The organism is Streptomyces sp. JNUCC 63, assembly GCF_054366325.1.
The window spans coordinates 697478-716149 of record NZ_CM135963.1 but is presented as its reverse complement, the minus strand read 5'-3'; the positions used below and the strand labels follow the sequence as shown (position 1 = coordinate 716149).

At 70.4% G+C, this 18672-nt stretch carries 16 protein-coding genes; 9 read left to right on the top strand and 7 right to left on the bottom strand.

Annotation, left to right across the window (positions count from 1 at the left end; genetic code table 11):
- Nucleotides 1-76 precede the first annotated feature (76 nt).
- The gene (locus ACX25U_RS03340; protein ID WP_454388898.1) at nt 77-2626 is read right to left on the bottom strand and encodes a GmrSD restriction endonuclease domain-containing protein; all 2550 of its coding nucleotides are present in this window, start codon (nt 2624-2626) and stop codon (nt 77-79) included.
- A 106-nt stretch (nt 2627-2732) separates the two neighbouring features.
- Entirely contained in the window at nt 2733-3572 is an 840-nt protein-coding gene (locus ACX25U_RS03335) for a hypothetical protein (RefSeq protein ID WP_454388896.1), read from the bottom strand.
- Nucleotides 3573-3872: 300 nt separating this feature from the next.
- Between ACX25U_RS03335 and ACX25U_RS03330 the strand changes: the two genes are divergently transcribed.
- On the top strand, nt 3873-4052 hold the full coding sequence (locus tag ACX25U_RS03330; RefSeq protein WP_454388894.1) for a hypothetical protein: 180 nt from the start codon (nt 3873-3875) through the stop codon (nt 4050-4052).
- A 172-nt stretch (nt 4053-4224) separates the two neighbouring features.
- Here ACX25U_RS03330 and ACX25U_RS03325 read toward each other — a convergent pair whose 3' ends face one another.
- Nucleotides 4225-5439 (bottom strand): RNA-guided endonuclease InsQ/TnpB family protein, encoded by a 1215-nt coding sequence (locus ACX25U_RS03325; RefSeq protein WP_454388892.1) that lies wholly within the window; start codon nt 5437-5439, stop codon nt 4225-4227.
- 25 nt (nt 5440-5464) lie between these two features.
- Between ACX25U_RS03325 and tnpA the strand changes: the two genes are divergently transcribed.
- Together tnpA and ACX25U_RS03315 are read left to right on the top strand one after the other, a co-directional pair.
- Entirely contained in the window at nt 5465-5881 is a 417-nt protein-coding gene (gene tnpA / locus ACX25U_RS03320) for an IS200/IS605 family transposase (protein ID WP_454388890.1), read from the top strand.
- Between the two features lie 25 nt (nt 5882-5906).
- Nucleotides 5907-6068, top strand: coding sequence for a hypothetical protein (locus ACX25U_RS03315; RefSeq protein WP_454388888.1), 162 nt, complete (start codon nt 5907-5909; stop codon nt 6066-6068).
- An 89-nt stretch (nt 6069-6157) separates the two neighbouring features.
- Here the strand turns inward: ACX25U_RS03315 and ACX25U_RS03310 are convergent, their stop codons facing one another.
- Nucleotides 6158-8329, bottom strand: coding sequence for a UvrD-helicase domain-containing protein (locus tag ACX25U_RS03310; RefSeq protein WP_454388886.1), 2172 nt, complete (start codon nt 8327-8329; stop codon nt 6158-6160).
- Nucleotides 8330-8506: 177 nt separating this feature from the next.
- Here ACX25U_RS03310 and ACX25U_RS03305 point away from each other — a divergent pair, with 177 nt between their 5' ends.
- Genes ACX25U_RS03305 through drmC form a run of 4 tightly spaced genes read left to right on the top strand, consistent with a single transcriptional unit; the run spans nt 8507 to nt 14983 of the window.
- On the top strand, nt 8507-9142 hold the full coding sequence (locus ACX25U_RS03305; RefSeq protein WP_454388884.1) for a hypothetical protein: 636 nt from the start codon (nt 8507-8509) through the stop codon (nt 9140-9142).
- Nucleotides 9067-12333, top strand: coding sequence for a DISARM system helicase DrmA (gene drmA, locus ACX25U_RS03300; protein WP_454394788.1), 3267 nt, complete (start codon nt 9067-9069; stop codon nt 12331-12333). Before ACX25U_RS03305 ends, drmA begins: the two co-directional genes overlap by 76 nt.
- On the top strand, nt 12330-14225 hold the full coding sequence (drmB, locus tag ACX25U_RS03295) for a DrmB family protein (RefSeq protein WP_454388883.1): 1896 nt from the start codon (nt 12330-12332) through the stop codon (nt 14223-14225). The genes drmA and drmB overlap by 4 nt, the downstream gene beginning before the upstream one ends.
- A complete protein-coding gene (gene drmC / locus ACX25U_RS03290; RefSeq protein ID WP_454388881.1) occupies nt 14222-14983 on the top strand; it encodes a DISARM system phospholipase D-like protein DrmC in 762 nt (253 codons plus the stop codon). Before drmB ends, drmC begins: the two co-directional genes overlap by 4 nt.
- Here drmC and ACX25U_RS03285 read toward each other — a convergent pair.
- Both ACX25U_RS03285 and ACX25U_RS03280 read right to left on the bottom strand, forming a co-directional pair.
- Nucleotides 14973-15971 carry an LLM class flavin-dependent oxidoreductase gene (locus tag ACX25U_RS03285; protein ID WP_454388879.1) on the bottom strand — a complete coding sequence of 333 codons (999 nt, stop codon included), beginning with the start codon at nt 15969-15971 and terminating at the stop codon, nt 14973-14975. The genes drmC and ACX25U_RS03285 overlap by 11 nt on opposite strands.
- 66 nt (nt 15972-16037) lie before the next feature.
- Nucleotides 16038-16271: a hypothetical protein gene (locus ACX25U_RS03280; protein WP_454388877.1), complete on the bottom strand. Its 234-nt coding sequence runs from the start codon at nt 16269-16271 to the stop codon at nt 16038-16040.
- An 83-nt stretch (nt 16272-16354) separates the two neighbouring features.
- Here ACX25U_RS03280 and ACX25U_RS03275 point away from each other — a divergent pair, with 83 nt between their 5' ends.
- Complete coding sequence (locus ACX25U_RS03275) at nt 16355-16846, top strand: phosphatase domain-containing protein (RefSeq protein ID WP_454388876.1); 492 nt, start codon at nt 16355-16357, stop codon at nt 16844-16846.
- Between the two features lie 26 nt (nt 16847-16872).
- Here the strand turns inward: ACX25U_RS03275 and ACX25U_RS03270 are convergent, their stop codons facing one another.
- Nucleotides 16873-17088 (bottom strand): dodecin, encoded by a 216-nt coding sequence (locus tag ACX25U_RS03270; protein WP_454388874.1) that lies wholly within the window; start codon nt 17086-17088, stop codon nt 16873-16875.
- 297 nt (nt 17089-17385) lie between these two features.
- On the opposite strand from ACX25U_RS03270, the gene ACX25U_RS03265 reads away from it, so the two are divergent.
- Entirely contained in the window at nt 17386-18642 is a 1257-nt protein-coding gene (locus ACX25U_RS03265; RefSeq protein ID WP_454388872.1) for an extracellular solute-binding protein, read from the top strand.
- The last annotated feature ends 30 nt before the right edge of the window (nt 18643-18672 follow it).

Below are 18672 nucleotides of genomic sequence, written 5' to 3'. Positions count from 1 at the left end.
TGCATTGGCCAGTGGTTCCCCGGTCCGCCTCGGCCTTCGAGGCGGACGCGAGACGAGCAGACCGGTGGCTGTGCGTTCAGGGCCGCCGGGCCAGATCGAGGGCCGCTGCGTCCACGAACCAGTCCAACACTTCGCAGATCTCGTCACCGTGCTCCGCGAAGACCTGGACGGGGAAGGACGGCCGCAGCTCCAGCTTCGCCTCGGGCAGGTCGATGCCGTCGATCTTGTTCAGCCGGTCCAGGAGTTCCCGGCGCTGCTGGGTGTCGTCGAAGGGGCTGCGGGTCTTGAGGTACTGGAAGGCCACCTCGACCGTTCCGCTGACCGGGTAGATCCCGACCGGCCACAGCAGGTGGGGCCGTCGGCTCGTTCCGGCGTCCAGCACAGGGAAGCAGCTCGTCTCTTCGTGTCGGCCGTAGTTCACGTAGCCGCCCTGGTGGCGCCAGAAGTCGAGGGCCGCCAGCACGCCGGCGGACGCCTCCGGCCAGTGCTCCTGGAGCTGTGCGTGGAACCGCTCGGCCGCCGCCGCGTCCTCTCCGTTGGGCAGCGGGTCGTGGGCGGTCGGCTGCGTGACGTCCTTGCCGAGGAGCGTGGCCAGTTCCGCGGCAGTCAGGCGCTGCGCGCGATTGGCCCGCCCCGACGGATCGAACTTCACTCCTTCGCTCGCCAGCAGTTCCTGCGGCGGGGGACGGTCGCTGCCGTCGGCCCAACGGAAAGCGGGCGATACCTTGCCGTCCGCGGTCAGGACCCGGTAGGCACCGATCACCGACGGGTTGGAACCGAGGTACGTGCCGACCGGCACCGGGTGACTGCCGATCAGCTCGGCGACGTCGCCGTAGGTCGTCCACGTCCCACTCGGCATCGCCACGAGGGCCGCGCGCAGTTCGGCCCAGCCCGGCCACTCCTCGCCGGCCGGCTTGACCCCGCCGATCGGGCCGGGCCACAGCTCCACGGCCCGCTCGGTCAGCCGGTCGGCGCGGTCGAGGATCTCCGCCTTGCCCCAGCGCTTCGCGGAGGCGATCTCGAGGTTCATGCGCAGGGCACTGGACTCGAGGATCTGTTGCTTGCGTTCGAAGGGATGGTTGGAGAGCTTCGTGTTGTCGCCGGTCAGGGTGAGGTTGCCGAGGGTGTGCACGAGCAGGTCGTGGAGTTCCTGGGGAGTCTGGTTCGGGTCGGTCTCCTCGGCGAGCAGTTCGAACCACGCCGGGGCCGGACGCTGCGGGAGAATGTGCTCCACGCTGAGGGATGCCTTGGCGAAGTCGACGGGCTCGGAGGGGCGGTGGCTCTCCTCCAGCCGACGCAGGATGTAACTGCGCTGCGGGGGACGGCCGCTCCAGTAGAACGGCTTGCTGCGGATCGCCTCCCGCAGCTCCTCGTCGCTCGGCCAGCGCCTGCGCCGCCCGGAGAGGAACCGCCGCACCGCCTCGGCCGCGGGCCGGTCCCTCTCCAGCTCCTTGGGGGCCTCCATGAAGATGCGGTTGAGGCCGGTGGTCGGCGTCTGGCAGATCAGACGGCGTACCAGATACGACTCGACGTAGAGCAGGGCCTTGGCCGCGTCCTCGGGCGTCGTGCTGCCGGAGGCGACCAGATCCAGCAGGTGCAGTGCGAGCGGGTAGTGGGTCTGGCCGCCCCAGTCGGCGAGACGCTCCAGAACCGCGCGCAGGGCGGGGGTGGGCTCGCGGCCGGGATCGACGATGCGCAGGAACCGGCCTCCCCGCTCGGCCAGTTGCGCGATCTCGCGCTGCAGCGCGTCCTCGTCGCCGGCCAGTGGCTGAAGCCGCTTCTGCTGCTCGCGGTAGATCTCGCTCTGCTTCGTCTTGTAGTGGCCGCGAACGACCAGGTCCAGCCAGACCAGCAGTTCGAGGTTCTTCGGGCCGAGGCTCTGCTGCATGGGCAGCCACAGTTCCTGGTAGACCCGTTCACCGCGCTTGGGCAGGAGCATGAACACGTAGTTGCGCAGCAGGTCGCTCTGACTGAGCCCGACGCCCGTGTTGTTGATCGATTCGAAGATCCGGTACACGTTGTCGCCGGACTCGGCAGTGATTTCGACGATCGAGAGCAGGTCTTTCAGAACGGTCTCGACGGTGCCGATCCACCGCTCCTCGCCCGCCGCTTCCCGGCCCTCGGCGAGAACACCGCGGAAGAACCGGTAGGCCGCGCCGATGTTGTCGCCCCCGCCCGCCTCGGCCCGGGACTGGACGCACGCCGTGTACGCGTCCCGGTCCGCCTGTGTCGGCAGCAACCGGTAGTGGTCCAGGCCCTCGTGGAACTCGTTGACCAGGATCTGCCGGTGCACCCGGTCGGCGCCGCGCGCGTCACCCGCCTCCCTGAGGTGGTCGCGCAGCGCGGTGAACGCCAGCATCAGCGTGGTCAGCCGCTGCTGACCGTCCACGACCAGCCACCGCTGCACACCGCCGGCCTGGATCTGACCGGGCGCGAGCACCACCGAACCAAGGAAGTGCGGCGCCGCCGACTCACCGCTCAGATGCTGGTCGACGAGTTCGCCGACGTCCTCCCACAATCGCTTCAGCTGCTCCCTGCCCCAGCTGTACGTGCGCTGATAGAGCGGGACTTGGAACTGTTTGTCTCCCTGGACGAGCTTGAGAAAGGTGATCTCCTGGGCGCGCATGCGCCTCCTTTCCTTGCGGTCCTCCTCACCGGGTGCACAGACCCTGCCGGTCCATGTCCGGCGCTCTTCGGGCCGAGGGGCAGCAGTCCGTTGAATCTATGTCTTCTCAGGCGTCGTTGTCCGCCGATGCCGATGCCGAGCGGCTGGAGATACGGGGCATCGTCTCGTTGGGCGACCGGCGCAGCAGCTTGATGTCGCGGCCCTCCACCCAGGCGTTCCACGCCTTGAGGTAGTAGAGCAGGTGCTCGCGCGAGTCGTCCCGGCGACGGTGGGTCCGGCCCGCTGCCAGGCTGAGCATGGTGTTGCGCAGGGTCAGACGGGGGTCGCCCGGATCCAGGCGCGCGCCGGTGACGACTCCCTCCTCCCAGGCGGTCTGGTCGATGTCCGGCCGCGCGTCGGTCGTCACGTACCAGCCGATCGTCGCCGCCGTGACAGTGATCCGGCATCCGCGATTGAGCGCGATGCCGTGGTGGAGGGCATCGCGGATACCGGGGTGCTTGTCCAGCATGACCAGGAGCTGGTCGTTGCTGGTGACCGACGATCCGCCGCTCCACGCGGAGTTCGGTGCGTGCAGGTACAGGTGCAGTCCGCGCAGCGCCGCGGCCAGGTGGGTCGCGTTGGCCTCACCGGCCAGTGCCAGCGCGTCACGGCCGGTGCGCTTGCGTCCCGTGTCCATCACTGTGAACGCGGTGCGGGGCACGCCGTGTGTGACTGTCAGAGGAACCGTGATCCCGGCCCTGACGATGGCGGCCAGACGGTGCTGACCGTCGATGAGTACCTGGTCCTCGTCGAAGGCGATGCCCTGATGCGTCAGCTGCCATTCGCCCCGCTGAATCTGCCCCGCGAGCTGCTGGACCGTGCTCTTGCTCAGGGGCCGGTTGTTGGTGTTCCGAGTGAGCCACTCGGCCGCCAACCGCGGTGATACGTCGACCACTTCCATGCGCATGGATTCGTCGCCCTTCTGAGTGTGAGCGCGAGTTGAGACACTCATGATGATGCGTCAATTCTGTGAACTCTGTCAATTTCCAATCGATTCAGTATGCGTTCCCGTTTCGGCGCTCTCTGGTGCTTCACCGGCTTCCCTCGCGCGAGAACGGCATTGATGAGGTCTTGTCGGCCTTGAGTGGCCGACGTTCCTGCTACCCTCAACGCGTGTGCTTAGTTCACACTCGAGCGGGCGTGTGGCCGGGGCGGGATTTCACAGGGCGGGCCACCGTTGTGGCCCTCGGCAGCAGTGGGGTGGCGTGTGAGCCAGGGCGAGAGCGGCCTGAGTGGCGGGATGCAGCCGGTCGGGTTCGTGTACCAGTACGGCGACGGGCTGTACGTCCTGGTTGACGACGACACCCTGTACACCGTCGCCGAACTGCCCGATGGCGAGGCGGACATGGTCTCTCCCTTGTCATTGCTGGGACACGCGCTGATTTGACCTCCTCCAGCGCCTTGAAGGGCGAGGATTCTCCGTCTGTGGGTGGTCCCCGTAGGGTGAGGACCACCCGCTCCGGGTGGGTTCCTGTTTCCTCCCCACGGTGTGGGGGTTGTGCGCTGTGCCGGGCCTCCGCCCGGTCTTACCGGCGCTCCGCAGGCGTTTACCGCGGCCGTTACCAGCTGCGGGCCCCAGGTCCTGGGGTGGGTGGTGCTGTTGCCGCATGGGTGCGGCGGCCTTCGTAGCGGACGTTCTTGCCCGCGTTCCAGTCCCGGTTGTGCCGGGTCTGGCAGTTTTCGCAGGTCCACTCACGGATGCGCAGCGGCTTGGGTCCGTCGCGAAAGCCGCAGACGGAGCAGATCTGGGAGCTGGCGAAGTCCCGGGCGACCTTGGTGAAGGTACGGCCGCGCCGGGTCGCCTTGTACTCGAGCATGCCCAGGAACTGTGCCCAGCCTGCGTCGTGCACGCTCTTGGCCAGGCGTCCGCGTGCCAGTCCACGCACGTTCAGGGTCTCGCAGTAGACGGCTTGGTTCTCGCTCGTCAGCTTGTGGGACCACTGGTGGTGGAAGTTGCGGCGCGCGTCGGCGACGGCGGCGTGTGCGCGGGCGACCTTGATACGGGCCTTGTCCCGGTTTTTCGAGCCTTTCTGCTTGCGCGACAGTTCCCGCTGCCGCTTGCAAAGTTTTTTCTCCGCCCGGCGCAGGTACTTCGGTGAGGCGATGTGCGAGCCGTCGGCGAGGACCGCGAACCGGGTCAGGCCCAGGTCGATGCCCTGATCCCCGTCCGTGGGCGGGAGCACGTCGTCGGCCGGGTCGGTGTCGACGACGAAGGACACCCAGTACCGGTCGGACCGGTCCTTGATCAGGGTCACGGACGTCGGGTGCGAGGGCAGGTCGCGGGTCCACTTCACGCGCACATCGCCGATCTTCGGCAGGCGGAGCCTGCCGCCGGGCATGAGCTTGAAGCGGTCCGAGATGGTGAACCGTGCGGACTGCCGGTTGTCCTTCCTCGACTTGAATCGGGGCGGGGCGACACGTGGGCCGGGGCGCTTGCCGGTCTTGGACTCCTCATGCGCCTTCCAGGCGGCGTCCAGGTCCCTGAGGGTCTGCTGGAGGACACCGACCGGCGCGTCGGACAGGAACGCCCGCTCGGATGTCTTCTTCGCCTGTGTGATCAGCGACTTGCCCAGCTCCGCGGCCTTCGGGATCGCCTGGTAGGGGCCCTCGGCGATGCGGCTGCTGGGGTTGCCGAGCAGCTTGTTCGACGCTTTGCGCGGCGCGTGGATCGCCAGGGCGTCGTTCCAGACCGTCCGGCGGCACCCGAACACCCGGACCGCGGCATTGCGCTGGCCCGGCGTCAGATATGCCCGGTACTGGTAGCGAAGCTGCATGCCGTGATCGTATTGCGCTTGGCTCATGACCGACCATCCGAACGTCTGTGCAGGTCGTCGCTATGTCTTCCTGCTGCACGCCCATTTGGTTTTCGTGATGAAATACCCGCTCAATGTGTTCGTCGACGCACACCCGAGGCGCATGGAAGAGAGCATGCGAGAGGTCTGCGCCGACTTCGAAACAGAGCTGACGGAGTTCAACGGCGAGGCCGGCCACGTCCACCTGCTGGTGGACTTCCCGCCGAAGGTCGCGACCTCGAAGCTGGTCAACTCCCTCAAGGGCGTCAGCTCCCGCCGTCTGCGCCAGGAGTTCCCCGACCTGCGGCAGCATTACTACCGGGCGAACAAGCTGTGGTCCGGTCCCTACTTCGCCGGGTCGGTGGGTGGAGTGCTGCCGACGACCGTCCGCCAGTACACCGAGAACCAGAACCGCCCGCTGTGAGCGGAGAGCACTCTGGAGCGATGCCGTGGCGCTCCGCACCGCAGAGTCGAGGATGCGCTTCCCCACCGGGCTGAAGCCCGGTACTCCCGCGCAAGATCACTGGTGGCAGCCGGTGGGACGTGAGATCTCCTACGACGCCTCGCAGGGGCGCACGCGTACGGTCGTCGTCCGGGAGATCCGGGTCTGAACGCACGCGGTCGGAACCGGACCGCGCCCGCCGACGGCCCCGCCGTCCCGACCCGCGCCTCGGGTACGGGCGGCGGGGCCGCGCGCCGCTCAGCCGGCCACCGGATCCAGCATGCGGCTGCGCTCACCGCTCCATGAGATCGCCAGGGCGTCGCGGGCCCGCGTGCACGCCACGAACAGCAGACAGTGCTCGGCCAGCAGGTCCGACTGGTGCTGCACGGGATCCACCTCGACCGGTGTCACCTGCGGAGCGAACGGCAGCACGCTCGACGTCACGCCCACGACGGCCACACACCGGAACTCCAGCCCCTTCATCGCGTGCATGGTGGCCACGCGCACACCGGACACGTCGGGACCCGGATTGTCCTTGACCGCGACCGCCGGGATGCGCTCCCGGCGCAGGCGGGCGATGACCGCGTCCACCAGTGTGTTGAACCGGGCGCACACCGCCACCTCGGACGGATTGACCCCGTCCTGGTCGATCCAGGTCCGGACCTGCTCGGTCAACGCCCGCAGCTCCTCGTCCTGACTGCCGTATCCGCGCGCCACCGGAACGCGGCCGTGCAGCTCGGAGCGGTAGCCCCGCAGCGAATCCTGGCCGCCGTCATCGTCGTCGTCCTCACCGAGCCGGCCCACGGGCCGGCCGTCGAGGAGGGAGGCGGACCAGCGCAGGATCTCCTCCGTGCTGCGGTAGTTCAGGCGGAGGCGGGTGGTGCGTCCGCGGACGTCCATGCCGAGCGAGCGCAGCGAGACCCGGGAGTCGTAGATGCGCTGGTGCGGGTCGCCGACGATGAACATGTCGTCGGGCTGGGGAGCCACGCAGGCGCGCAGGACCCGCCACTGTGCCGGATGGAGGTCCTGGGCCTCGTCCACGACGACGTGGCGGTAGCGCGGCCCGCTCTCGGCCAGGATCCGTGCCGCCTGGTCGCACAGCTGGGTGTACGTCGCCGAGTCGCGCGAGGCGGCGTCCGCCGTGAACCGTTCCATGACGCGCCACAGCCGTGCCCGTTGCACCCGCCCGACCTGGGTGCCCCGGCCCCTGCGTACACAGCGCAGGTACTCCTCGGGCGTGCTCAGGCCCTGGGCCAGTACGACGTTGCGGAACTCCTGCGACAGGAAGCGCTCCGTCCAAGGCAGTTCCTCGCGTCCGACGGCCCGGGTCCAGGCACTCTTCTCGGCGGCGGACGAAAGAGGCTTGGGAGCGGTGCCGCGTGCCTCCCGGACCACCCGGGCCGCCAGGGAGTCCACCGTGGTGACGTCGACCCGGTCGAGAAGACGGGCGTCGGTGTCGCCGAGGAGGAGCGCCAGGTTGTCCCGCAGGGCGGCGGCCATGGCGTTGGTGAAGGTGGTGAGCAGAATACGCTCGCCCTCGCGGCCGGTGCGCAGCAGGTGCCGTACCCGGTGCAGGGCGACGACCGTCTTGCCGGTGCCGGGGCCGCCGGTGACCTGGGCGGGGCCGTTGAAGCCGGGGTGGTAGGCGTAGCGGCGCTGGGCGGGATGGAGGAAGATACGCCAGCGGGTGAAGTCCTCGGTGAGGATGCGCTCCAGCTCGCCGGGGCCCGTCACCTCCACGATGCGGTTGGGTGTGTTGAGGATCGCCTCGCTGAGGGTGACCGCCGGCCGCTCCTCGGCCGTACGGACCGTCTGCCCGCGGGGAGCGATCAGTTGCTCCCAGACCGCTTCGGCCGACCAGCCGTCCGCCAGGAACCACAGCACCTCGTACTGGTCGGCGGGCATCATGGGCGGCGCCATGACCGACAGGTCCTCGGCGGTGACACAGACCCGGGCGAGGCGCAGGACCTGCTCGTCGATGCCGAGATCCCGCAGCACGGTGTCGGAGTGGTCCGCGAACAGACGCGTCGGAGTGGCGACCGCTTTCGTCCCGAAATAGGTCTCCATCTGTTCGAGCGCCTCGACGTTGCGCACCTCCACGCCTCGGGTGGCACCGTTGACCGAGTAGGCCCGCTTGCAGGCCCAGTTGATGGCCTCGTCGTGCGGAGCGACCCTGAGCAGGGTGAACAGTTCGCTGCCGTCGTCGGGGGCCAGCAGGACACCGCGGTAGAACTTGGTGATGCGGATGGTGCGGATCCGGGGGTCCCGCGCCCGCTCGAGCTTCTCCAGGTGCATGCCCTTGCTGGCGTGGAGCTGGGGAACCGTCATGCTCCGGAACATCTGGATCGCGTCGCTGACTTCCTTCTGGACGGGTCTCTGCAGGGAGATGAGATCCGCGACGAAGTCGTCGGAGAGGGCGAGTCGGGGCATGGGCATCCTCGGGTCGCGGACGGGTGGCGGTCGGGGACCAGACTAGAGACCCGGTCCGGCTTCGAGTGATGGGCCCTTCCCCTACTCATTGTGTGAACTGAGTCAACGCACTATATTGCTCATGTTGTTGGAGCACTCCACGCTCGCGCCCATCGGACCTGTCCGGAAGGACCCTTCATGCCGGCCCAGCCTGCCCAGGCCGCTGTCCCGCACCCGCTCGACGAAGTCCCCCAGACGTTCCGTGCCGGGGACTCGTACACGGTGCGGGACGGACTGGTGACCTACATCCGCCGCGATCTGCTCGGGCCCTGGGACGGCGAGACGGAGACCCTGCCGAGCGAGTCCTCCGGACCGCGCGACCGCTATCTCGTCGGCATGCTCGGGCCGCGGCCCGACACCGTCACCACGGACCGGATCGCCCGCGCGGCCGCCCAGAGCGCGGACGGCGACTCGGGCGACGAGCAGGAAGGCGACGACACCGGCCTCCAGGACCGGCTCAGTCCACAGGCCGCCGGCCACATCCGGGCATCGTCCATGGGACTGTCCTTCACGGTCCCCGCCTCGGTCGGCACGCTCACCGCCGAGGTCCGCTGGGGGCGCTACACGCAGTCGGAGGAGGCGACGGACCGGGGCACGACCCGCAGGGTCTGGTCGCGTGAGCCGGTCCGGCACGTGGTGGACGTCGACGTGACCGGCACCGGGAACCGGACGCGCGAACTCGAGGGCGACGCCTCGTCCTGGACGTACAGGTACGGCAGCACCCGGGCCGGACCGGAGCCGAGGACCTGCGGGTGGTCGAACTCGCCCTCGTGAACCGGCAGCAGGACAGCCGCGACGCCCGCGACGCCCACTGGCTGTTCCAGACCGGGATCGACGTCACCGCGTTTCCCGACGACCAGGCAGCCGTCTTCCTCCCCGTCGACGACCCGCTCGACCCGGCCAACCGCGGCAACGCGCCCGAGGACGCCGAGGACCGGCGGCTCCGCCTTCTCCACCGGGACAGCCTCAGCCACGCAGGCGGCCGCAACGTGGCCGTGCACGCCCACGTGCGCGACGGCGAGCGCAACGCCCACCGCCTGACCACCACCTGGCTCCCGGAGTACGACGTCCGGGCCACCACCGCACCGACCCTTGAGGAGCAGGACCTGCTCCGCGGGCTCGAACTGGGCATGGACGAACTCGCCGCCCTCGCGGTGCCCGCCCGCCGGACCGAACTCAGCGCCGCCCTCGCCCCGCTGGCCGACGGCTACGGCACCTGGCTCGAACAGCAGCGGAACAAGGCCCGTACTCTCCCCGACGACCTGCGGGAATCAGCCGAAGCCGCCATCGACCAGGCGCTGGACATCTGCGACCGGACAACGCTCGGCATCGACCGGCTCGTGGCCGACGACACCGCCCTGGAGGCCTTCCGGTTCGCCAACCGGGCCATGGCACTCCAGCGCCGCAACACCGCCGTAGCCGCCGCCCGGGCCGGCCGTGAGGACGATCCCGCCTCATACCGGGAGGCGTACGACGAGATCCATGCCAAGGGCAAGGCGGCGGCCAGCTGGCGCCCGTTCCAGCTCGCCTTCGTCCTGCTGAACCTCGACTCCCTCAGCCGGCCGGGACACCCGCACCGCGGCACCGGCCGCGAGGCACTCGTCGACCTGCTGTTCTTCCCGACCGGTGGTGGCAAGACCGAGGCGTACCTGGGCCTTGCCGCCTACACCTTCGCGCTGCGCCGACTGCAGGGCACGGTCGGCTCCGGAGCGCAGGCCCGCAGCGGCGAGGCGGGCGTGGGCGTCCTCATGCGCTACACCCTGCGCCTGCTGACCGCACAGCAGTTTCAGCGCGCCGCGGCCCTGGTCAGCGCCTGCGAGGTGCTGCGCCGGGAGGAGTTCGCGCGGGACGTCCGCTGGGGCGCCACCCCGTTCCGCATCGGACTGTGGGTCGGAACCTCCGTCTCGCCCAACTGGTTCGACGAGGCCAAGGACCAGATCGCCGAGGCCCGGGAGAGCGCCAGCGACAAGCACGCCCGGGTGCTGCAGGTGCTCACCTGCCCGTGGTGCGGGACCGGACTGACCGCCCGCGCGCACATGGAGTACGACGAGGGACGGCGCCGGGTCCTGCTGTACTGCCCGCGAGGAGAGGGCGAGGACCGCTGTCCCTTCTCACGGCGCGAGGCGCCCGGCGAGGGCGTCCCCGTGCTCACCGTCGACGAGGAGATCTACCGCCTCGCCCCGTCGCTGCTGATCGCCACGGTGGACAAGTTCGCCCAGCTTCCGTGGAACGGGTACGCCGGACTGCTGTTCGGCAGGGTCACCGAGCTCTGCCCCCGGCACGGCTACCGCCACGACGACCTCGACGCCAAGACCGGATGCGGCGGCCGCCACAACGCCAAGGGCAGCCTTCCCGGAGTCACCGCGCAGCCCGTCACCCGCCTGCGTCCGCCGGACCTGATCATCCAGGACGAGCTGCACCTCATCTCCGGCGCGCTCGGCACCACCGTCGGTCTCTTCGAAGCCGCCGTCGACCAGCTGTGCACCTGGAGCTTCACCGACGCCCGCGGGGAGCGCCACGAGGTCGGGCCCAAGATCGTCGCATCGACGGCGACCACCAAGCGGGCCGCCGACCAGGTGCTGGGCGTCTTCGGCCGCAAGGTCGCCGTCTTCCCGCCGCAGGTCCTGGACGCCGGTGACACCTTCTTCTCCCGCCAGGTGGAGCTGAGCCGCCAGAACCCCGGCCGCCGCTACCTGGGCGTGTGCGCGCACGGTACGCGCCTGAAGGCCGCGGAGATCCGGGTCGCCGAGATCCTCCTGCTCGCGGCACAACAGCTCTTCGACGACCACGGCAGGCCGGCCGACCCTTACATGACCCTCGTCGGCTACTTCAACGCCACCCGCGAACTCGCCGGCATGCGCCGGTACATGGACGACGACATCACCACCCGTGTGCGCTCCAACGGCGGCCGCAAGGGCCAGGAAACCCTGGCCGACCGCATCGTCAGCAGGACCGGCATGCTCAGCATCCAGGAACTGACCTCACGTATCTCCTCCGCCGACATCGGCGCCGCGCTCAAACGCCTGGAGACCGAGTTCGACCCCGAGCGCGACACCTCCGTACGGCGCCGCGCGTTCTTCCGCGAGTACGCGGTCGCCATGAAGGAGAAGCGCGAGCCCCGCGCCACGATGACCCCGATGGCCCGCCAGGCCGTCGATGTCGTTCTCGCCACCTCCATGCTGCAAGTGGGCGTCGACGTCTCCCGGTTCGGTCTGATGCTGGTGGTCGGCCAGCCCAAGAACACCGCCGAGTACATCCAGGCCTCCTCGCGCGTGGGCCGTGACGCCGCCCGCCCCGGTCTCGTCGTCACCCTCTACAACTGGTCACGCCCGCGGGATCTCGCCCACTTCGAGGACTTCGAGCACTACCACGCCACCTTCTACCGCCAGGTCGAGGCCCTGTCCGTCACCCCGTTCACCCGCCGCGCCCTCGACCGGGGCGTCGCCGCCACCTACGTCGCCGCGCTGCGGCAGGCCGCGTACGACACCTCCCGCAACCTGGACGCCCACACCGTCGACCTGGACGGGCCGCTCGCCCAGGACGTCGAACGGCGGCTCCTGGAACGGGCCGAACGCGTCGGCCGTGAACGCGCCCGGCAGTACCTGAGCGAACGGCTGGACCGGCTCAAGGACGAATGGCGCCGCAAGCGCGACGAGAGCAGTTCCTCTCTCGGCTACCGCAAGGAGAAGCACAAGACCACGACCGTGGACGGACTGCTGAAGCGGGCCGACGGCACCCGGTGGACCGAGCTCACCGTCGGCATGTCCATGCGCGAGACCGAGAACGAGATCAACCTCCTGGTCCCCGGCGGCGGCTTCCTCGACGAACCCTCGGGAGCCGGACCCGACTGGAACTTCGGCGCGTCCGAAACCGGACCGGACACCGACCACGACACGGCAGCCACCGTGGACAGCGACGAATACGGCCCCACCACCGCCGCCCCGGCCAGGAAGGCACAGCGATGAGCAGCAACCCCAACCGCAAGGTCGGCGCGGTCCGCCCCAGCCACCTGATGTTCACCGCCGGCATCGGCTCCCTCGTCGACCTGCCGAACTTCTCCGTCCTGGTCAAGGGGCTCGACTTCTGGAGCTATTCAGGCGTCACCGACTGCGACATCGACGAACCCCGGCTGCGTGCCGCCGTCAACCGGTCCCTCCAGCGCTACGGGCGCGGCCAGATCGACCAGTTGCGCGCCGCGCCCTGGCTGGAGGGCGGGGACACCGACCCGAGAGGTTTCGCCGCCCAGGGAGTCGGGGTGCCCGTCACACCGTTTCCCCAGTGGCTGCGCTGCACCGCCTGCAACGTTCTCGCGGCGGTCGACTCCGACGAGTTCGCCTTCGTCAACTCCAATCCGCGCGCACCGCACGAGGCACGGTTCGTCCACGACTGCAAGCGCGGGGGGAAACCGCTCGCGGTGGCCGCCCGCTTCACCCTGGTCTGCACGAACGGCCACCTCGACGAGTTCCCCTACACCGCCTACGTCCACCACGGACAGGCGTGCGGCAAGATGCCGCGCCCGAAGCTGCGCATGAAGGACCACGGAGGCAACCAGGCCGCCAACGTGACCATCGAGTGCGTGGCCTGCGGCGGCAAGCGCAACATCCGGGAGGCCATGGGCGAACGGGGCCGCCGCAAACTGCCCCGGTGCCGCGGACGCCACCCGCACCTGGGCACGTACGAGCCGAACGGCTGCGACCGCGACCCGGTCCTCATGGTCGCGGGCGCGTCCAACCAGTGGTTCCCGCTCACCCTCAGCGCCCTGGCCCTGCCCAAGGGACAGGGCGGGGACATCGACAAGCTCCTCGACGACCACTGGCCCGAACTGCAGACCATCACGGACCGGAGCCAGCTCGACTTCATGGCCGGCCTGCCCGCGTACGGGTTCCTCAAGGAGTTCGACGCCGATGCGGTCTTCGCGGCCGTCACGGCGCGCAAGCAGGGCGCCGACGGACCCGCGCCCTCCGCGCCGGAGGTCCAGGCCGACCTCTTCGGCCCCGAATGGGACGCGCTCTCCGGCCCCCTCCCGACGCCCAGCGACGACTTCGCGTTGCGGCAGGTCCCGGTTCCCGCACACCTGGAAGACTTCTTCTCCGACCTCCGCCAGGTCGAACGGCTGCGCGAGGCCCGCGCCTTGATCGGGTTCACCCGGCTCGACGCCCCCGACCCCGAGTCGCCGGAGATCGCCACCCGCGTGGAACTGTCCCGCGGCAGGCAGAGGTGGGTACCGGCCAGTGAGGTGTGCGGCGAGGGCGTCTTCGTACTGGTGCGGGACGACCTGATGACCGACTGGGTGGCCCGCATGGAGAAGTCACCGCAGATGGAGGCGCATCGAGAGGCGTACGGCCGGTTCCGCGCCAACCGCAAGTCGGACCGCATGACCAGCGACTTCGACCCCTACCAGGGCTGGCCCGGGCCACGGTACATCGCCCTGCACACCCTCTCCCATCTGCTGATCCGCACCATCGCCCTGGAGTGCGGCTACAACTCGGCCGCCCTCGCCGAGCGGATCTACGCGGGAGACGACCAGAACCCGAGAACCGGCATCCTCATCTACACCGCCGTTCCGGACTCCGAGGGAACACTCGGCGGCCTGGTCTCCCTCGCCGAGGAGCGCGAGTTCGACCGGATCGTACGGCGTGCCCTGGCGGACGCCGGGCACTGTTCGGCCGACCCGCTCTGCTCCGAACGCCTGCCGCACGACCCCGGGGACTACCTTCACGGAGCCGCCTGCCACGTCTGCCTGTTCGTGTCGGAAACCACCTGCGAACGCGGGAACCGGTTCCTGGACCGCCGCTTCCTCGTCCCGCTGTCCGGTGAGAAGGAACCGGTACTGACACCGGTCGGCCTGCTGCCGTGAGCCGACACCGGTTCGAGACCGCTGCCGAAGCCGTGGTGGCGGTCCTCGGGCTCTCCCGCAGCAAGGACCTCGTCGGCCTGCTGGCGCAACAACGGGCCAGGGAAAGGGCGTTGACCGAGTTGACGACCCCGGGGGCCGGCGCCGCCATCACGCGGCTGTACGACGCCATGGAGGCGGAGTCGGTCCCGCCGACCGAGGCGGCCGCCTACGTGCGGGGCTACGTCGCCGCCACGCTGCGGGCGCGGGACCTGGTCCAGGTGCGCACCGTGTGGAGCGGGCCCTCGACGCCGGCCGTCCCGGTGCGCGCCACCGCCCAGGTGCTGGTCGAAGTCATCGACCAGGCCCGCGACGAACTGCTGGCCATGACCTACGCGGCCCGCCCGTACCCGGCGCTGACGCGCGCCCTGACCGAGGCCGCGTCCCGGGGCGTGGAGACGCACATCGTGGTCGAGACACTGGCCGGCGCGCGTGGCCTTCTCTCGGGCCCCGAACCGGCCGACGCGTTCGCGTCCGTCCCCGGGCTGCGGCTGTGGCACTGGGCGCGTGACGGCTTCGCGCACGCCCACTCGCGCCAGCACGCCAAACTCGCGGTTGCCGACCGTCGCGTCCTCTTCCTGGGCAGTGCCAATCTCACCGAGTCCGCGTCGCGGCGCAACATCGAGGCGGGAGTCCTCGTGGACGGCGGTGACGCCCCCCGGCGTGCGGCAGAGCACGTCGTCGAGCTGCAACGGCTCGGGATACTGCGGCCTATGCCGTGAAGATCCGTGCCAGCCGCCGGTAGGAGTCCAGCAGGGCGTCACGGTCGTACGTGCTCGTGGTGACGAGGACTTCCTGGGCACCGGTCTCCTTGAGGAGCGTCTCCAGTGCGGCCGCGACCTGGTCCTCCGTGCCGGCCAGGTGGCCGGTCAGCCCCGACTCGTAGAAGCCGCGTTCCCTGGCGGTCATCGGCAGGGACCCGACGCGTTCGGCGGGCGGCAGGGGCGGGAACGTGCCGTGGGTGCGGGCGTGGGCCATGGACCAGGCTTCCGGGATCAGGAGGCGGTGGGCCTCCTCGGCGGTGGGGGCCACCGCGATCGTGCCGGAGACGATGACGTAAGGGGCCCGGGCCCAGGGGGAGGGGCGGAAGGCCGCGCGGTAACGGTCTATGCCGCGTTGCGTCTTCTCGCGGTTGCGCAGGTCGCCGATGACCAGGGGGAGGCCCGCCTCGGCGGCGATGGCCGCGCCCTCGTTCAGGGCCAGGACGAAGGGCGGGACCCGCAGGCCCTCGGTGGGGCGGGCGTGGACGCCGGTCGGCGACGTGCCTTCGAACCAGCCGAGGAGTTCGGCCAGTTGCTCCGCGAAGTCCGCTGCCGCGTGCTTGCCGCGGCCCAGGGCTCTGCGCACGCCGTCGGTGAAGCCGACCGAGCGGCCGAGGCCCATGTCGACGCGGCCGGGGTGGAGGGACTCCAGGACGCCGAACTGTTCGGCCACGACCAGGGGCTGGTGGTTGGGGAGCATCACCCCGCCGGTGCCGACCCGGATCGTGCGGGTGGCCGCGGCGACCGCGGCGGCCAGTACCGTGGGTGCGGAGCCGGCGACGCCCGGTACGCCGTGGTGTTCCGACACCCAGAAGCGGTGGTAGCCCAGTGCCTCCACCTCCCGCGCCAGCCGTACCGTGTCCCGCAGGGCCTCGGCGGGCGGGTGGCCCTCGCGGGTGCGGGAGCGGTCGAGGACGGAGAAGCGGGTGGAGGCGATCAGGGAGCTCACACCCGGTTCAACGCGGGGGCGTCCCCAGGATTCCCGCGGCGGTCAGCCGGACGGGTTCCGGGGCGGTCAGCCGGACGGGTTCCGGGGCTCCGGGCCCCAGTACTCCGGGCCGACCCCGCGCCAGTCGATGAGCGGGGAGACCGAGACCTCCATCGGGTCGACCTCGAAACCGGCGCGGCTCAGGAACTCGGCGACGTCCGCGACGCTGTAGGCCAGCCCCAGTATCTCGCCGTTCACGCGCACGCGCCGGCCGCCCGTCGGGGAGGGCGGGTGCACGATCACGGGCAGTGGTCCGGACATGTAACCAGCATCGGTCGTGGGCCCCCGGCCCGCATCCGGGCGGTGGCCACAACCGGGAAGGAGGGCCACACTACGGTGGGTCCGTGACGGACAGCAGCAGGCGGCCGCTCGCCGTGTTCGACCTGGACAACACCCTCGCCGACACCGCGCACCGGCAGCGGCTCCTCGCGCGTCGGCCGCGCGACTGGGACGCCTTCTTCGCCGCGGCGCCCGCGGACCCGCCGATCGAGCAGGGCGTCGAGCTGGTCCGGGAGAGTGAGGCCGAGTGCGAGATCGTCTATCTCACCGGGCGGCCCGAGCGGTGCCGCCGGGACACGCTGGACTGGCTCGCCGCGCACGGGCTGCCCGAGGGGCGGGTCCACATGCGGCGCGACGCCGACCGCAGGCCGGCCCGCCGCACCAAGCTGGAGATCCTGCGCCGGCTCGCCCGTGACCGGGAGATCCGTGTCCTCGTGGACGACGACGAGCTGGTGTGCGAGGACGCCGAGCGGGCGGGGTTCCCCGTCCTGCGTGCCCGCTGGGCGGCTCCGTCGGCCGAGCTGAGGGCCGCGCAGGAGCGCGAGGGGCGGACCTGAGCGGCCGCCGGTGCCGGTTCGTGTCCTCAGCTCGTGTCCTCGATCCGGAAGCCGACCTTCAGGCCCACCTGGTAGTGCTCGATCTGCCCGTTCTCGATCCGGCCCCTGACCTGGGTCACCTCGAACCAGTCAAGGTTGCGCAGGGTCTGCGAGGCGCGTGCGACGGCGTTGTGGATGGCCTGGTCGACGCCCTCGTGCGAGCTGCCGACGATCTCCGTGACCCGGTAGACGTGCTCGGTCATGCGGATGCTCCTCTCGACGGTCTGCGGTCTGCGGTCTGCGGTCTGCGGTCTGCGGTCTGCGGGTGGCGGACCGCACACGCGCGTGTGGCACGCGTCACTCCACCGTGCCGTACGCGGAGGCGGAGCGCGAGGTGTACGGCCGGTGGGCCGCACTCCACGTGGCCCCTCCCCTTGACCCCGGCATTGGTCTGTACCAAGATTCCAGCCACCCGTACGAGCCCTGCTCGTTCCCCCCACGTCGGGCCCCTTCCCTGTGCCTCGGATGCCTTCGTCGCCTCGGACAGAACAGGACCCCTCGTGAGACGTCGCCGCCTCCTCGCCCTGCTGTGTGCCTCCGCCTGCCTGGTCAGCGCCTGCGGTGTGCTGTCGCGGGACGGCGGGCGGCGCACCGTCACCGTGTGGCTGATGAAGGGCAGCGCGTCGGACGACTTCCTGCGCCGCTTCACCGAGGACTTCGAACGCACCCACGGCGACCTGCGCCTCGACATCCGCATCCAGGAATGGACCGGCATCGGCCCGAAGGTGCAGGCCGCCCTCAGGGCGGACTCCCGCAGCGGTGGCCCCGACGTCATCGAGGTCGGCAACACGCAGGTCGCGCAGTACGTCAAGGGCGGCAGGCTGACCAACCTGACCCTGGAGTCGATGCGGGACTGGGGCATGGACGACTGGCTGCCCGGCCTGGCCGAACCCGGGCTGGACAACTCCGCGCAGTACGGCATCCCCTGGTACGCGGCCAACCGGGTCGTCATCTACCGCAAGGACCTGTTCAAGGAGGCGGGCATCACCTCCCCGCCGCGCACCCGGGCCGAGTGGATCGCCGCCACCGGGAAGCTCAACTCGGGTGGCAACCAGGGGATTTACCTGGCCGGACAGGACTGGTACACGCTCTCCGGCTTCATCTGGGACGAGGGCGGCGACCTCGCCGAGCAGAGTGACGGCGCATGGAAGGGCACCCTGGACACACCCGTCGCACTGCACGGCATGGACTTCTACCGGCAGTTGCAGGCACTCGGCCGGGGCCCGGTCGACGCCGACGAGGAACACCCGCCGCAGGCCGGGATGTTCGCGGGCGGCAAGGTGGCCCAGGTCGTGGCCGTGCCCGGTCTCGCCCGGACCGTCGTACAGAAGAGCCCCGCCCTCAAGGGCAAGCTGGGCTTCTTCCCCGTTCCCGGCAGGACCGCCGCCCGGCCGGGCGCCGTCTTCACCGGCGGCTCCGACCTCGTCGTGCCCAGGAACGCCGCCGACCGGGACGGCGCCGTCGCCGTCGTCGCCGCCCTGACCGGCGCCGAGTGGAACACCGACCTGGCCCGCACCATGAACTACGTCCCCAACAAGACGACGCTCGCCGGTGCCGTGGCGGGCGAGGAGGGGGTCGCGGCCATGGCGGCGGGCGCCGCGCACGGCCGGGCGACCCCCAACACGGCGCAGTGGGCGGCGGTCGAGGCCGACAACCCCATCAAGGAGTACATGACGAAGGTGCTCTCCGGTGCCGACCCGGCGACCGCGGCCCGACGCGCCTCACAGCGGATCACCGGGCAACTGGCGCCGGGGTGACGGCCCGGAAACAGCGCCGGCCCCGGTCGG

Coding starts and splice junctions, on each gene's coding strand:
- ACX25U_RS03340 (WP_454388898.1), bottom strand. CDS start 2,626: ATGCGCGCCCAGGAGATCACCTTTCTCAAGCTCGTCCAGGGAGACAAA.
- ACX25U_RS03335 (WP_454388896.1), bottom strand. CDS start 3,572: ATGCGCATGGAAGTGGTCGACGTATCACCGCGGTTGGCGGCCGAGTGG.
- ACX25U_RS03325 (WP_454388892.1), bottom strand. CDS start 5,439: ATGCAGCTTCGCTACCAGTACCGGGCATATCTGACGCCGGGCCAGCGC.
- tnpA (WP_454388890.1), top strand. CDS start 5,465: ATGACCGACCATCCGAACGTCTGTGCAGGTCGTCGCTATGTCTTCCTG.
- ACX25U_RS03310 (WP_454388886.1), bottom strand. CDS start 8,329: ATGCCCCGACTCGCCCTCTCCGACGACTTCGTCGCGGATCTCATCTCC.
- ACX25U_RS03305 (WP_454388884.1), top strand. CDS start 8,507: ATGCCGGCCCAGCCTGCCCAGGCCGCTGTCCCGCACCCGCTCGACGAA.
- drmB (WP_454388883.1), top strand. CDS start 12,330: ATGAGCAGCAACCCCAACCGCAAGGTCGGCGCGGTCCGCCCCAGCCAC.
- ACX25U_RS03280 (WP_454388877.1), bottom strand. CDS start 16,271: ATGTCCGGACCACTGCCCGTGATCGTGCACCCGCCCTCCCCGACGGGC.
- ACX25U_RS03270 (WP_454388874.1), bottom strand. CDS start 17,088: ATGACCGAGCACGTCTACCGGGTCACGGAGATCGTCGGCAGCTCGCAC.